At 59.3% G+C, this 15,356-nt stretch carries 14 protein-coding genes; all 14 read left to right on the plus strand.

Annotated elements, in window-relative coordinates; genetic code table 11:
* Positions 1–8 precede the first annotated feature (8 nt).
* Positions 9–1,100, plus strand: coding sequence for a type IV secretion system protein (locus ACSYS9_RS24380; RefSeq protein ID WP_440569559.1), 1,092 nt, complete (start codon positions 9–11; stop codon positions 1,098–1,100).
* A 122-nt stretch (positions 1,101–1,222) separates the two neighbouring features.
* Positions 1,223–1,969 (plus strand): virB8 family protein, encoded by a 747-nt coding sequence (locus ACSYS9_RS24385; protein WP_440569561.1) that lies wholly within the window; start codon positions 1,223–1,225, stop codon positions 1,967–1,969.
* The gene (gene virB9 / locus ACSYS9_RS24390) at positions 1,966–3,402 is read left to right on the plus strand and encodes a P-type conjugative transfer protein VirB9 (protein ID WP_440569563.1); all 1,437 of its coding nucleotides are present in this window, start codon (positions 1,966–1,968) and stop codon (positions 3,400–3,402) included. Before ACSYS9_RS24385 ends, virB9 begins: the two co-directional genes overlap by 4 nt.
* On the plus strand, positions 3,399–3,866 hold the full coding sequence (locus tag ACSYS9_RS24395) for a hypothetical protein (RefSeq protein ID WP_440569565.1): 468 nt from the start codon (positions 3,399–3,401) through the stop codon (positions 3,864–3,866). The genes virB9 and ACSYS9_RS24395 overlap by 4 nt, the downstream gene beginning before the upstream one ends.
* 14 nt (positions 3,867–3,880) lie before the next feature.
* Positions 3,881–5,653, plus strand: coding sequence for a hypothetical protein (locus tag ACSYS9_RS24400; protein WP_440569567.1), 1,773 nt, complete (start codon positions 3,881–3,883; stop codon positions 5,651–5,653).
* 1 nt (position 5,654) lies between these two features.
* Positions 5,655–6,671 (plus strand): type II secretion system protein, encoded by a 1,017-nt coding sequence (locus tag ACSYS9_RS24405; protein WP_440569569.1) that lies wholly within the window; start codon positions 5,655–5,657, stop codon positions 6,669–6,671.
* Positions 6,672–6,684: 13 nt separating this feature from the next.
* The gene (locus ACSYS9_RS24410; protein WP_440569571.1) at positions 6,685–7,308 is read left to right on the plus strand and encodes a prepilin-type N-terminal cleavage/methylation domain-containing protein; all 624 of its coding nucleotides are present in this window, start codon (positions 6,685–6,687) and stop codon (positions 7,306–7,308) included.
* Positions 7,309–7,311: 3 nt separating this feature from the next.
* Positions 7,312–8,112 carry a hypothetical protein gene (locus tag ACSYS9_RS24415; protein ID WP_440569573.1) on the plus strand — a complete coding sequence of 267 codons (801 nt, stop codon included), beginning with the start codon at positions 7,312–7,314 and terminating at the stop codon, positions 8,110–8,112.
* 6 nt (positions 8,113–8,118) lie between these two features.
* Entirely contained in the window at positions 8,119–9,990 is a 1,872-nt protein-coding gene (locus ACSYS9_RS24420) for a GspE/PulE family protein (protein WP_440569575.1), read from the plus strand.
* Positions 9,991–10,010: 20 nt separating this feature from the next.
* Positions 10,011–11,057 carry a type II secretion system F family protein gene (locus ACSYS9_RS24425; RefSeq protein WP_440569578.1) on the plus strand — a complete coding sequence of 349 codons (1,047 nt, stop codon included), beginning with the start codon at positions 10,011–10,013 and terminating at the stop codon, positions 11,055–11,057.
* Positions 11,058–11,061: 4 nt separating this feature from the next.
* Complete coding sequence (locus tag ACSYS9_RS24430) at positions 11,062–12,429, plus strand: hypothetical protein (protein ID WP_440569580.1); 1,368 nt, start codon at positions 11,062–11,064, stop codon at positions 12,427–12,429.
* Complete coding sequence (locus tag ACSYS9_RS24435; protein ID WP_440569583.1) at positions 12,426–12,959, plus strand: hypothetical protein; 534 nt, start codon at positions 12,426–12,428, stop codon at positions 12,957–12,959. Before ACSYS9_RS24430 ends, ACSYS9_RS24435 begins: the two co-directional genes overlap by 4 nt.
* Positions 12,956–13,465 carry a hypothetical protein gene (locus tag ACSYS9_RS24440; RefSeq protein WP_440569585.1) on the plus strand — a complete coding sequence of 170 codons (510 nt, stop codon included), beginning with the start codon at positions 12,956–12,958 and terminating at the stop codon, positions 13,463–13,465. Before ACSYS9_RS24435 ends, ACSYS9_RS24440 begins: the two co-directional genes overlap by 4 nt.
* The gene (locus ACSYS9_RS24445) at positions 13,456–14,019 is read left to right on the plus strand and encodes a hypothetical protein (RefSeq protein WP_440569588.1); all 564 of its coding nucleotides are present in this window, start codon (positions 13,456–13,458) and stop codon (positions 14,017–14,019) included. Before ACSYS9_RS24440 ends, ACSYS9_RS24445 begins: the two co-directional genes overlap by 10 nt.
* Positions 14,020–15,356: the final 1,337 nt, after the last annotated feature.

The raw sequence follows: 15,356 nt of genomic DNA on the forward strand, positions 1-15,356 counted from the left end.
GAGTGGCGATGGCCGGCATCCCTCAGCTGCCCGCACCGATGGTCTTCCGGTTCGTGGGTGACTCGCTGTCGAACTTGGCTGATGGATATATAGGTCAGACGGTATCCAAGCTAGTGTCCATGTTGGGGCCGATCGCGCTCGCGGGAGTCACGATCTTTGTCTTGCTGTACGCCATTTTGATCATGCTGGGGAAGATCTCTTCGCCGGCAAGTGACTTCATCTGGAAGATGTTCAAGATCGCGTGTGTCTCCACGATCGCGCTGAATGCGGGCAACTATCAGTCATTCGTGATGCAGCCTCTTCAAGGCTTAGAGACCGGTCTTGTTGAGGCTATGGCTGGCAATGGAGAGAAGGCATCCTCCACATTTGAAGCGCTGGACAATGCCCTGGGAAAAGGCAACTCCATCGTGGTCTACTGCGCGGCAAAGAGCACTGAGAAGTCGCTTAACATCGCGTGGGTAATCGCGTGGAACGTGGCTGGCATGACGGTTTCTGCTGGTGTGGTTCTGTTCGTCCTGGTCGGGGGGGCCATGGTGGTGGCTGCCAAGTTCATGCTGGCTATTTTGTTCGGTATCGGGCCGCTGTTCGTGGCATGCCTGCTGTTCCCGGTGACGGCGCAGTTCTTCGATCGGTGGCTTAGCCAAGTGCTGACGATGGTTTTCACGATTGTGTTCATCACTGCGGCGTTTGGCGTTGGTCTGCAGGTCTTCAACGCATTGATGACCTCGGTGGCAGCCAGTCAGTGGGAGTCGCCGATGTTCATGTCCGTACAGGTGCTGGTGATCACTGCGGTGCTGGCATACGTAATGTATGAGGCGGGGAGGAAAGCATCGGCGCTGGGTGGAGGAGCCGCGACTACGGCCATCAGTTTTGGCCAGATGGCGGGGTTCATTGCTTCGCCGGCGGCTAGGGCGGCACAAATGATCAATCCCACCTCCAACCGGCTTGATCCAAAGACAGGGCTTCAGACCTCATCTTCCCGTCTGGAGCATTTGGCGATGGGGCGATCGTTCGTGTCACCGAATCCTTCCTATCGGCGGGCGGTCATGGATCAGTTCCGGGAGTCCATGGGCCGGAAGAACCAAGTAAGCGGCCGATAAGCAAGAAGCAGGAACCAGAAAGAGCCCCGCAAGGGGCTTTTTCTGTTTGCCCGTAAAATAGACTATGGTGACCAAAAAATGGTATTGTGGCGACATTGTCAGGCTCGGCGACGTGGTGGTGCATGTTCGGAAAAGGAAAGGACAAGATCGATAGCAAGAGTGCGTCTGCGGACGCCTCGGCGCTTGAAACCGCGCCGAAGCGATCCCGCGACGTCTTCGATGAGGGGTTGTCCTGGGAATCCGAGCGCATGGCGCAGATTGCCCAGTCGGAGACACGCGCATGGTCGGTCGTGAAGCTCATGGGACTGGTCGTTGCGCTCTCCTGGGCTGGCATCGTTCTGATGATGCCGCTGAAGGAATCGGTTCCGTACGTGCTGAAGCAGGCTGCAGACGGAAGCGTCACTACGCTGACTCGCGTTAACCTCAAAGAGATGGCGATCGACGAAGCGGTCGTGAAAGCAGATGCGGCTCGTTACGTTGCTGCACGCGAGCGCTACAACTGGTACATCCTCCAAGATGACTATGACTTGATCATGCTGCTGTCCTCGCCGGATACGGGGAAGGAGTACAGCGCGATCTATGAGGGCAGCGACAGCCGAGACAAGACGCTTAGCAATCGTGTGCGGGTCAAGATCAAGGTTCTTAGCGTGGTGCCGAGTGGGAATGAGGCGGTAACAGTGCGCTACCAGCTGGAAAAGGGTTCCTATGACGGCACCGGCAAGCCCACAACTGAAACCCTGGTCGCAACGCTAGCGTATGAGTATGGCGCCATTGATACGTTGCCGGAGGACAAGCGCTGGCTGAATCCTTACGGGTTCAGGGTGACTGCGTACCGCCGAGACTCTGAGCAGTTCCAGGGGGCACGATGAAAAGCCTCTTTTTGACGTGCGCTCTTCTGGGCTGCATCGCCTCTGCCCATGCTCTCGATGTTCCACTCGGCTCAGCCTACGACGGTAGGGTTAAGCAGATTGCGTACAACGAGCACGATGTTGTCGCGGTCTATTCCTATCCGGGAATTGCTACCCAGATCGTGTTTGCGCCTGGGGAAGAAGTTCTGGACAAGGCTTCCGGCTTTTCCAACGGGTGGGAGTTCCAAGACCGTCGGAACCTGCTGTTCGTGAAGCCGAAGTCTGTCGAAGCTGCTGGCGCTGATGGTGAGGCCAATATGGTTCTTACACCGCAGCCCGGCGAGTGGGACACGAACCTGATTGTGACCACCAATAAGCGGACGTACATTTTCCAGTTGTTCCTGGTAGCGGCGCGAAGCGGTACCAAGAAACTTGAGTACGACCCGAGAATGGCGTTCCGTATTCAGTTCACATACCCGAGCGACATCGCTGCTTTGCGTGTGGCCTCGAGCTCACGTGCGGAGACGCAGACGAGGCTTTCAGCAAGCCCGCAGGCCAAGAACCTGAACTACAGCATGAAGCAAGCTCGACGCTCTTCAGCGATCGCGCCGACTGGCGCCTATGACGATGGCCGATTCACCTACCTGCAGTTCGCTGCGAATGGTGAGCTGCCGACGGTATTCATGGTCGACGAGCGTGGCGAAGAATCGCTGGTGAACACGCACATGAGCGGCGATTCCTTGGTGGTCCATCGTGTTGCCGCCAAGCTGATGCTCAGACTCGGCCGCCAGGCCGTGGCGGTTTTCAACGAGGCTTACGATCCTGCCGGCGGGAGTGCGCCGAGCGGATCAACGGTACCTGGCGTCCAGAGAACGGTATCGGTACCAGAGAACCAGGATGCGCCGGTAGCGCCACCAATGGTGGCTGCTGCAGGTATCGCCCGCGACGCCGTCGTGGCAGCAAAGGCATGGGCTGAATCTGAGATTTCCCATAGATCGGTCGCTGCGGCAGCGCCTGTGCAGGGGCAGTTGGAAGCCGGTCCGGTCCAGCCGGCGGCAAGCGTACCGTCAACTGGTTCACCAGCAGCAGTTCAACCGGTAGTCGTTGTAGCGCCTGCGGTAGTCGCATCGCCGCCACCTGCCTATTCCAGCGTTGACAAAGCGCGTGTGCAGGACACATTGCGATCCTGGGCGCCTGAAGGTTGGCAGGTCAGGTGGGACACCGATGCGGACGCACGAGCCCCATCACTGGCAGCAAGCGGGGACTTCCTCGATGCGGTGAAGGCACTCACTGCATCGCGGCGTAGCTGGACAGCACCAGGCCGGGACTTCTCAACGTCACCACTGCAAGTGCTGGTTTACAAGGCGGATCGCATTGTTCAGGTGCGTGACGCGCCGAGCTCGACAAACACGCAGCCAGAAATGGTCGAAACATCCCCAGGAGCAGATCGGTGACGTACCTCACGATGAAGAACTTGAACTTGACCATTGCCGTCCTGACAGGCTTGACACTGGCGTTCGGCGCGGTAGCGAGTTCAGGAGATGACGATGGGTTCGTACTGGTAGAGCAGGGCGCCTACAAAGCGCCCCCCGCTAAAGCCCCACCGAGGCTGCTTCGGCAGTGGAAGGTTCCAGCGAACATGCCAGTGCGACAGGTGCTCGAAGCCTGGGCCAAGCCGGAGGGTTGGCAGGTTTACTGGCCGCGGGCCGACGAGACCACGGAGCTGGTTACCGAAGTCGAGGTGAGCTTCTCTGCCTTTGATTTCGAAGAGGCGGTGACGAAGTTTGCGAATGGCTTGCCGCCCGAGGAAAGGGTCGCGGTGACTTTCAATCGCAGCAACTCCCCAAAGCTGCTGCATGTCAGCGGATCCACACGTAGGCAGACCGTCATCAATGACGGGTCTGCGGAGAACCGGTAATGCGACGTACACTCATGCATAAGATCGCCAGCATCGTAATGCTGGCTGCTGCACTCTCCGGCTGCATGTCGACGGAAGTGCGCCGGGAGATCGCCACCCAAGAGAAGGACGTCAAGGCGGCCTTTGCGCAGGCGCCGGTTACTGCGGCGGCGAGCTATGTGCAAAGCAGCGATTCGATCTTCATTCCGGTACGCCGCGAAAAGGTGGTCGGCTCCCATGCGCGGAGCGCATGGCTCGCATCAATCCGGACCAATGTGAAGCTTGATGAGCCGACAACGCTGAAGGCTTTGATCGCAGGGCTGAGCGATGATGGCGTGAATGTTGTCAGCGATGTATCGCTGGACAACTACACCTGGGCGGGCCAGGTGAAGAACGCGAGCGTGGAGACCATGCTGCGCGTAGTCCTGGGCAATCTCGGCCTTGACTACGATGTTGATGACGCGCGTCGTCTGGTGACCATTCGCCCGGTTCGTTCGAAGACGTGGACCCTCAATGTGGGCCCGCGCTCCACGACGTATTCCAGTGGTGGCGTGAATGCCAACAGTCTGACTGCAAATGATTCGGATGTGACTGCTGCAGGTGGTGGTGGTGTCGGCGGGCGGAATTTCAGTTCCAGTGGCGGGACCGGAACGGGCCAGGACGTCGGTACCGGTGCGCGGATTCACGCCTCGGACAACTTCTGGCAGTCCTTGCGGAGCGAGTTGGACAATCGGCTGCAGGTCCGCCTGCCTGCAGGGCAGGGGTCAGTAGTGGGACAGGGCAATGGTCCCGCTGCCGCCGCACCGGTAGCGCCCATTACAGGCGGTGCCGGCGGCACTGGCGTGGTGGCGGAAGCTTCGTCCGGTCAGGGTGCCCGAAACTGGGTTGGTTCCTATGCACTGAATCCGGAGACTGGTTCGGTAACAGTCTCAGCTCCTTCGTGGGTTCTCAACGACCTGGACAGCTATATGGCCAAAGTTCAGGCCATGTACTCGGCGTCGATTTCGTTCAAAGGGAAGCTCCTGATGGTGTCGCGAAAGCGAAGCGACTCGGAAGGTGTGGACATCACTTCGTTCGCGAAGTTCGCTTCAGGGCGCTATGGCGCCGTGATCCAGAACGGCGCCCTTGGCGGCGTGCAAGTGTCGATGCCGAGTGCTGGCGGATTGCCGTCGGTGACTGCCGGTGCCCAGAAAGTCGGGGGGGCATTGATTGGCGTGACCTCCGCAGCCGACTCCCTCCAAGTGTTCAACGCGTGGCTGTCGGAGAACGGGGAAGTATCAATTGTTGAGGAACCCGTGGTTACAACCACGTCCGGTGTGCCGGCCGAGTTCAGCAACAAGCTGCCGACCTACTACAACCTGGTGTCTCAAAAGGCGGCGTCCGGGGGCATTAGTGGTGCCGTAAACGCGACGGAGAACACGCTTATGGCCAAGTCGTTCGGCACGCAGATGACCATCAATCCGCGATTCGACTACTCGACTGGCCTTATCCGCGCACAGATCTCACTGAACCATGTGATGCCCAACGGAAGCCAGGAGATCAAGCAGACCATCACCTCTGGCAACTCGGTTACCACGATCCCAACGGTGATCCCGCTGGGCACGGAGATGTCGTACAGCGGCGAAGCCCTGCTTCGTGATGGAGATCTCATCATCATTGGCGGCCTGAGCAAGCAGAATCGAACACTGAGCGAGGACGGATTGCCGGGAAGAAAGGCGCCGCTGAGCCTGTTGACCGGGAAGAAGTCAGTTTCGCGGGATCAGCAGACCTACTACTTTGCGCTGCAGGTCGAGATCAAGGAGCGCTGACGTGAAGCATTCAGCCATCAAGGGCTTCACGCTCATTGAACTGATGATTGCTGTGGTGGTAATCAGCATCATGGCTGTTGCAGTGGCCCCAATGTTCAGTCAGTACTTCGCAGCGCAGTCTGCGGGGTATCAGGAACAGGCCCAGCAGGACAACCAGGCCATCGTTGATGCGCTTGTCCTTTGGGCGAAGAATAATGGTGGTCGACTGCCGGCGCCGTACAGCGGTGCTGGCTACACGATGACGGTCTACAACCCGAGCGGTACATCAGCGCAGGAACAGTCATTAAGGTCAGCTCTGGCCGACATCGCGATTGCGCGAGGTGGAGTCAATGACGACGGATCCGGCGCGAGGAACGTCAGGGTTTACCAGCGGATCTCTGGCTTGAAAAAGACGGTTCCCCTGTATGGCCGATCAGGGCCAGCGGTGAAACTTACCTATGATTTTGCTGCGGTGTATCTGACAGCGTGTCCGCTCGTTGGAAGCGGCTGCAATCCGTCGCCGGCGACTGGAATTCCTGGCGTCTCCCCTGCGCTGGTCGCTTCCAATAGGGCTACCTGGTCAGCGGCGTGGCCGGATATGGGAGCGCGGTTGGGATCAACCCTTCCCCATGAAATGGAGATGCTGTCGGCGACTGCGCGAAGGGCCGACCGGGTGCGCGATGCATTGCTCGCTTACTACCGCGGTAAGCAGGTCTCAGCGGCCTACACCGACACAACGAACTGGTACCCAGGTTCTGATATGGCGGGACGAACACCTGGCGCCAACCAAGGCTGTCGCAATGGATGGTACGAGCTCGATCGAACCCAGATCCTGCCTCAAGTCGGCTTGTCGCAGGAAGAGTTCGGCACTACGACCTGGGGCGGAAGGTTCGAGTACTGCGCTGATTTTGACGCTCTCGGCACGAAGTCTCCGAATGCGCCCCCCCACTCCGCAGCGATCCGCTTCAACGCTGAGGTGTCCGCCGGCTTAGCGCCGGATCCGATGGTCATATCCAATAACGTTCTACTGACGCTCTAACAAGGAAAGCAGCATGAAAGCAAATACTCTCAAGGCTGGTGCAACTATCACGGGAGCAAATCGTATCCGTGGTCAACGCCGTCAAGCAGGTTTCTCGCTCATCGAACTGATGGTCGTGATTGTCATCATTGCGGTACTGATCCTGGCCGTTGCAAGGGCAGTCAATGGCAGTACGGACGAACCACGCGCCCAGATGCTGGTGAAGACGGCAACCAACTTCACTTCCAACTGGACCCTCATCACCTCCAAATGCTCCGTATCGCAGACCGTGGCGGGGAGCGCCATTCCTGTGAGCGGCAAGAACGCTTTGGATGTGATCATCGAAGGAGATAGCGCCGTGGCGCCGGCCTACAAGGAGTGCTACGCGAAGTCGTCTGCGCGTGCACTGCGCGAAGTGGCCAACAAGAACGGCGCTGGTTGGCAGGTAGAGTCGTTCCCGGTCACGCTCACCGGCGGTGGACCGAGTAGCAAGCTGATCGTGACCTATCAGCGTGTGCCGGATGAAGTCGTTCTGAAGATGGCGCAGGGGTTCACCACCAACCTGACTGCACTGGCCACGTCTGATACGACCAATGACGTACTGCAGTACTCCGCAGCTGCCGCCAACCTGCGCTCGGTCATGGTCAGGCTGGACTGACCCATGTGGCCGATCTGGGTGTTGGTGGTGTTCATGATGATCGCCGGCGGTCTTTACACGTTGACCGTGGATCAGCAGAAGCGCAATCGACTGTCGGCAGAGCAGAGTGCCCTTGTTGACCAGGGCAGGATTGCTGAGGGAATCGTTCTATACACCCAGGCAAAGGGCAGGGCTCCAGAGTCGCTGGATTCTCTGGCACAAGAGGACGGCTTCGAGCACCTTCGCGGCGCGCGCCAGGCAAGCCAGAGCTATGTTCGCGCGACCGGCCTCAACGACGGGGTTTGGCAGTTCGAGCGAGCTGCGGCGTGGACCGTCAGGAGGAAGGACGGTGGCGCGTCTTATCGGTCCGAGAATGCGTGTGGCCACGGCGACGTGGCCACGGCGTCCAGTTGGTGTGGCTCTCCGGACGGCGTGTGGCACCGCACCGAAACGAGAGAGGTCTACAACGACCAGGTAGCCAGCCAGCGTGTACGAATGATGCGAACTCTGCAGCATCTCGCCGACTCGTTCTCTGCGCGGCAGGCCTTTCCTGCGATGGGCAATGACGGTGTAGCGCTTCCGCCTGGCTCACAGCGTGCCCTGGCATCGCTTGCTGGATATTCCGGATCCGCAAGTGGATGCACCGGTATCTATGTATGGCAAGGAATTCCTTTGGACTGCGGGGCCCTGTTTGATTACTGGGGAGCTCCGGTCTTGTATCAGTATCGGTCGTCAACCTACGTGATCCTGACGACAGAGACCCCTTTTAAATCGGCCAGTGGGCGGCCAGTGGTTATAGCAAGCCCTCTTCAGGTTCAGGAGTGACGTGTGATGGATTCCGAAGCGCTGTGCTCTTCGTGGGGCTGGAGTAATCCGCCCGAAGAAGTAATCAAGATGGCCGAGATTTCCGGTGGCTGCGGCGGCGTCGAGGAGGGGGTGCTTAGAGAGCTCGGAGTTCTCGATCCCCCCACCTTCGCGCGGCTCGCCGCGACCAGGCCTGGGCACATGACGTTCATTGAGCATGCTGCAGAAGAGCAGCCAGCCAAGGTCCAACCGATCGTGGAGAAGGTCGCAGCGCTTGCGAATGGAACGCCGTTCTATGCGCAGCTGAGGATTCTTGACCCGCATATGTCGATGAAATCGCCAAGCGTTGTCCAGCGCTGCCGCGCTCTTGACTGCGTACTGATGCTTGTTGAAGGCACAAGGCCGGTGCTGGTCTTCTCCAACCACAAAGCGATGGTCCGTTTCCAGATCATGGGGAGGCAGGAACGGGAACGCGAGCCGTTGGTGACAGAGGCTGGGGATGTGCCCCTACTGGCGGTGGGGTCGAGAGATGATATTTCTGCGATCATCAGCCAAGTCGACAGTTCCGGGGACACCTACTCGCTAAAGGAAGACCAGGTCTGGCATTCAGCGTCTCGTGAGACGCAGGAAAGCGATGCACAGCGTGAACTTGCGCGCTTACTGGATCATGCCATTGAGGCTGGTGCGTCGGATATTGCCCTGCGCCCCAGCCGGGACGGCACCTACCGCGTCCGTCTGCGCCGCTACGGCATTCTCGTCAGTCCGCGTACCGCTGCAGCCTGGAGCCAGCAAATGGCCTCCGAGATCATTGCTGTCCTCCTGAACAAGTCGCGTGCGAATGAAAGCTCGACCTACTTCCGTTCGCCTCGGGATGGGCACATTAGCTATCGATCTTCGGTGGGCGATGCGTTCCTCCGTGTGTCCTTTGTTCCGCGCAACCATCATGGCGATCTTGTGCCGCGGCACTCGGTCAGTATCCGGTTGTTCTCGTACAGCGAGAAGAGGATCGACCTGGATAAGCTTGGTCTGCCGATCGAGGCAGTTGCGGCGATCGATGATGCTGTAAGGATGCCAAATGGTCTCATTCTCTTTACCGGCCCGATGAACTCTGGCAAGTCCACATCTGTAGCTGGAGGGCTTGGCAGGCACGCAGAGATCTACGGTGACAAGCAGAAGCGGGTGTCGGTCGAGGATCCTATCGAGCGCTACTTGCCAGACCTTGACCAGATCAACGTACCAACAGTCATCGTGAAGGAAGGCGGAAAGATCGTAGATGATGATGAGCGCTTCACCCTGATTCTTAGGGGTCTGAAGCGTCATGACATTGACGTTTTCTGGGTTGGTGAGATACGCGATGCCGAGACTGCAGAGTTCTGCGTGAGCGTGGCGACCACGGGTTGCCTTGCATTTTCCACGATTCACGCCAAGGACACAGTGCTGGCGATGGACGTGCTCAGCCAGTGGGTTCCCGAGAACAAGCGGTTCCAGCTGTCTGAAGCTGTGAACCTCATCGTAAGCCAGCGCCTGGTCCCAGCACTTTGTCCGGCGTGCAAGCGACCGCACAACCCAAGTGAACAGGATCGGCGCCAGTGGCAGCGGTACATGGCGATCGTCGGTGAGGACCTGGCACTGCCTGAGGCGATGTTCCGAGCAGCATCGCACGATGAATCTGGCTGTGAAGTTTGCGATGAGGGTTACGTCGGCTACTCGGTACTCTGTGAGGTTCTTCCATTTGATCGCAAGGTTAGAACAGCGGCGGGTGCTTTGGTGTCACGGGGGGGCGATGTCGAGGCTGCGCGGCGAGCGATGGCCGAAGCGCGCGAGTTGACCATGGTCGAGTGCGCGCGGCGCCGGCTGGCTGAAGGTGCGGTTGATCTGCCGTCCATTCTCTATCTGTGAGTCATCCAATGAACAAGTTAATGAGTCTCAGCGAGCTGGGTCGGAGCGCAAGCCATATCCGATCTCAGATCTCCACAGGCATCCCTCTCGCTACGGCCGTCGATCGGTTGGTGAAGGCGCAGCCCAAGTACGGAGCATTTTGGGCGGCGACGGCGAAGAGGATGCGTAGCGGGGCGACACTGTCGTCGCAGCTGGCGGGCGTCTGGCCTGCCGAAGGTGTCGCGGTTGTCCGTGCAGGGGAGCTCAGCGGGCGGTTGCCTGCTGCGCTGGATGAGTTCTGCACATCTGTGGATCTACGTCGTCGCCTTGCCGCGACGGCCAAGAAGTTGTACTACCCGGCAGGTGTCATTGCCGCATCGATACTGATCACGCTCGGTATCTTCGCATTCGTGGTCCCTACGGTTGCCAAGACCAAGGCAAGCGCTTCGGGAACGGGATCCGGCATAACTGGGTTCGCGGCAGCGGGCGCGGCGTTCCAAGGATGGCTGGTCGATCATTGGCTGATGGCGCTCGTCGCGAGCGCCGGCGTGGTCTTCGCAATGGTGCACTGGCTGAGCAAGCCTGCCGTTCGGGCCGAGCTTTACTCCCACCTGCTCGCGTTGCCCGTATTTGGCTCCGCGTTGTCTCGTCTCAGCTTCGGTCTGTGGACCAAGTACGTGGCGATCTGCTGCGGTGCAGGCCTGTCTCTCATCGATGCACTACAGAGCACGGTGGATGTTCTGCCGGACGCGTTACGTCCAGGCGTGCATGCGCTGATTCGCGATCTAAACGTGCATCACAAACCACTGGGACAATCTGTTGATCCGGAGATACTGAGATACGGAGACCCGCGTCTTGTCTGGCCGGATTTCGTCTCGGACGCGTTCATGCGAGGCGAGGAGACGGGGCAGCTGGATGTGCAGCTCGGCGCTGCTTCGCGAGAGCTTGTCCGCAGCGGGGAAGAAGATTTTGAGAGGGCTTTGGGCTTCGGTAATGCGTTGGCAACGGTCATTGCTGGCGTGCTGATTGGTGCCTCAATGCTGATCACGTATGGCCCGGTGTTCTCGAGCATGTCTAGGATTCGGTGATCGAATGAAGATCTCAAGCATGGTCAGCAGGATTCTGAGCGGCTTCAGAAAGGCTGACAACGCCGTTGATGGCCAGCCTCACTCGGATGTGTTCGGTTCCATCAATCAGAACGCACCGAGCGTGCATCCACGTAAGTCAACCTTGCGGGCACACAGAGCGGTGCCGGCAGTCAAGCCGTCCAGAAGTGCGGATTATCAGGTCTTGGCCCATCCGTCCCTGCTCGACGAGGTCACGCATCGCAAGGTGCTGCTTTGCGGGGATTGTGTGTCCATCACGTTCGACGAGGCTACTTTGCGTGGGTCCGGCGAAGTAGGCCCCACGATGATTTCTCTTGCCCCACGAGCTTCAGCGAGATCGGTGAAGGCGCTGCTGGGAAAAGCGACCAAACCGATTCACGTGGGCGTAGACGACCGTCTGCTTGATCGGCCACGAGTGCGGTTTGCGATTGCTGCAGATGGATACCTTAGCTGGGGTATTCAGCATGGCCGCGGCACCACCGTTCTGCTGGGGGGCGCCGAGGACGGCGGCACCACCTACCTGGATGTTTTCATATTCCAGGAGCGCTCGTTGGTGGAGGTCTGGAATCGAGAGCTTCCTGGGCACCAGGAGATCGGATTCCCGCGATTGCTCGATGCGCTGGTCGAGATGATAAGTGACCGGTACCCGCATGCTCGTGTGGTTGCGGCCGGGCCGCTGCCAGACTGGGAGCGGGAGGGTATCGAGTACCTGGGCATGCAGCCCCTGCGTTCGCTCAGCTTTGCGCCGCTCAGCGCCAAGTTGAGCACCACACCTGGCATTAACTATGCACTAGGGTTTGCGTTCACAGGCGCGGCTCTCTATGCCGGGCAGGTGGCTTTTGGTTGGCATAGCTACACCGATGCTGTAGACGCGTACCGCGTGGAAACCACGGATCCGCAGCTCGCGAGGGCTGGGGGCATTTCCAACGGAATGTTGGAGGTACTGCAGCAGAAACGGCTCTTCATGGAGATGCCTCGGCCTCAGGAGGTGCTGGCTGCACGTGGGCGGCGAATTGTGTCCGGTGTGGCGGCGGTGCCCGGCGTGCAGATCAAATCTCTCACGTTCCACGCTGGCGCGTCCGGAGGCGATCCAGGACAGTTCGGAGCGCCGGCAGCGCCGGCGCCTGAGGCTGCCGCATCGGGGGATGTCGGCGCAGCCGGCGCGGAGGATATGGCTCCAGATGTTTCCATGGAACTGGTGGTGCAGAGGTCGAGCGGGTTTGCGCTTGAACAAGCGAAGCTTCTGATGCAGCAGGTGGGTTCCAGAACTGGATTGTCTCTTCGCATGGCATCCGCTGCGGAAGACGAAGGTGCTGGCACTCGGACATTCAAACTACAGGGGTACATCCGGTGAACAAGCTGACACTGGTGGGGGCCGCGGTGCTCTGTATTGGCGCCGCGATGGGCTACAAGGGGATGCTGCAGCTACGTACCAAGGCCGAGCTGCAGGCGCAGGCGACGGAGGCGGTGGCTCGCTGGAAGCAATCCTACCGCGCACTGGAGACCTCGGTTTCACAGTGGAACAACAGGTACCCGGGCCTCTCGGCGTACAGCGACACGCTTGGGTTGTATCGCTCGTTGCGGTTGCAGGCCTACGGCCTAGCTGCGAACCCTGATCGCTTGGCCATCGTCAGTAAAGAATCCGTCAGCGCAAACGGCGTCGAGCTCGGCCTGGCGAAGATCTGCATGGCTTCGGCGGCCGACAAGAATGCTGGCTTGGAACTGCAGGCGGCCAACTATAGGGAGCTCTTGGATGGCGTAGGACGGCTGGCGCAGCGCAAGGATGTGTATATGGGGGGAATGAAGTTCATCGGGGACGGGGATAGACCCACCGCCTCGATCACGGATTTCTGCATTCTTCTGCGAATGGGGCCAGCAGCATGAACCTATTGCAGTCTGGCTTCATGCGTACTCTGGCTTGCGTTGCTGCTGCCACTGGCATATGGCTGATAGCGGCAGCTGCAAACAACAGCCTGGACAGGTTGCCTGTCCATCAAGCTGCGCAGGTCGATCAAGCCTCATCGCCGATGGTGGTCAAGGCAATCTTCCCAGTGTGGGTCGAATCGGCTGTCGGGAACTCCGAGCGGGAGGGGCAAGGAGACATCGACCTGGCCTTCGGTAAGCGGAATGAGCAGAAAGAGGAGCTGGCTCGCCCGAACTATGCCGAGATTCTGCGACCGAGTGTGCGGGTGGCGGGTATCAGCTCCAACGGAGCGTTCGTGAATGGCCAATTCTACTCTGTGGGTAGCAGAATTCTGGCGCTGGCCACGGTAGGGGAAGGGGGCGACTCGGTCGTTCCGCGGTTGATTGCGGCGCGAAGCGATCGCGTTGTAATCGACGTCGCTGGCGACGCCCTGGTGTTTCTGCCGGGGGCCAACGGATGGCACTGAACCTGACCGATCTCCGCTATGACAGACCGGGTGTCTACTGGGGCAGCGTAGCGATCCTGCTGCTTGGAGCAGCGCTTGCGTCCTTCTTCGTGCTGCCCGCGAACGACTTCTTTCGCGCTTTGGGCATCACCGAGGCGCAGACCAGGGCACACGCGCTGAAAAACGCCGGTTACTGGTACTCGCGATCGTTGATCCACGCGTCTTCAAAGGACCTTGCCTTCGAGGTCAAATACGGAAATGTGGTGCGCTTCGATGGTGAAGCGGTAATCACCTCAATTCCTGAAGGCGAGCGTTTCGAGGAGGTGCCACTCCATTTTGCTGATGTAGTGGTGAAGTCACCACAGCTTGCGGATCAAGCAGTCCGCGATGCTCGTTTCAAGAACGCTCGGTTCGAGATCTATGACCAGGACAAGTCCGTGGTGTGGATCGATGGCAAGCCGTTGAACATCACGCTCATAGAGATAGGGGCAGCTGACCCCGATCCCACCCCGCCGACGAACATCGTCGATCTCGCATTCGCGTCGTACTACTGGGCACAGCTCAAAGGAGATTGAGTATGAAGAAGTGTTATCTCGTAGTTGCTTTGCTGGCCGCGTCGTCTCCGGTGCTCGCGCAGCAGGCTTCTGCAACCCGAACAGCAGACGGAGCAATTGAACTTCAGCGTTCTGAAAGGGCTTCGGGGACCACGGCGCCGGCTGGCGCACCACCACTGGTCATCGTTAGCGGCAAGCGTCAGCTCGGTACCGACTGGATTTCGCCGCAGTCAGGCGAGTTGACTATTGGGACGTCGAGCGGCAATCAGACTGTAAAGCTGAATCCCAAGGGCGCCGATGTCGATCTGAGCCGCGGTGCGGCTACTAGCGCGCCTACCGTTGTACGGCGAGGTGCCGCATCACGGTGGTCGTCTAGGTCGAGAGCATGTCCTGCCCACCACACCGGGGCGGTGACCTGGCAGGTTGAGGAGATTCAGACGGTAACCAATCCGGCATGGACTGAAACCGGGCAGATCCGAAACTACGCGGAGAACTGCACAGCGGTGGTTGATACGCGTTGGATTGCCCAATCGAGTAGCTGCCCCAGCGGGCACAGTGGCAGCAATACGTGGGAGCGTGAAGAGCGGAGCGTCGGCGGGGGAGCCTGGAGCGCAACTGGCGCTACGCGGAACCACAGCAACACTTGCAAGGCGCCACCTCCGCCCGAGAACCCGTCGCCAGGCCCCGGCTGCACGAAGGGGGAGGCGTACACGTTCTACTCGCAACCGAACCAGTACATCGTCTACCCGCCGGCGACCTGTAATGCAAGCAATCGTGGGCAGCATGGGTTGACCACGTATTGGATCCAGCCTCAGTACTGGTTCGCCCCGAACTACAGCTACGGTCAGTCCTGTACCGGCGGTCCCTCGGTACCTGTATCTGGCGCGGCCTTTGTCTGCACCTCAAACGGGTGGCGAATCACGTCCAGGACGGAGAACTGCGGTGGCGGGAACAATGACTACATAGCTCCGATTGAATACGTCAATCAGGATAACAACTGGACGGCACTGATTGAGGCGTATCAGGCAGAAGTTGACGCTAGCGCTGCGGGATTCCCGGGGATGCCGAGCGGCGCAAATTCGCTGGTCAAGTACAGCTGCACGCGGATCATCACTGAGTAAGTCACAGCTGGTGCCACTGGCAGGAGTCCAGTACTAGAATGGCGCTTGTTCCACTTGAACATACGTCTTGCATTGTTCTCCGGTGAGGCCCGTCGCGAGGTTTTCCCCAATCCACTCGCGGCGGGCCAAGCCTTTGGCGGCAAGTTGCCGATTGTTTTTTAATAGCCAAAAATACCTTTTATGGCATCCAGTCTGTAAAATAGGGCTTCCGCCGGACAGTGTCCGGAGCGCTCTAAG

This window comes from Stenotrophomonas sp. STK17_22 (genome assembly GCF_051983905.1).
Taxonomy (GTDB): domain Bacteria; phylum Pseudomonadota; class Gammaproteobacteria; order Xanthomonadales; family Xanthomonadaceae; genus Stenotrophomonas; species Stenotrophomonas maltophilia_A.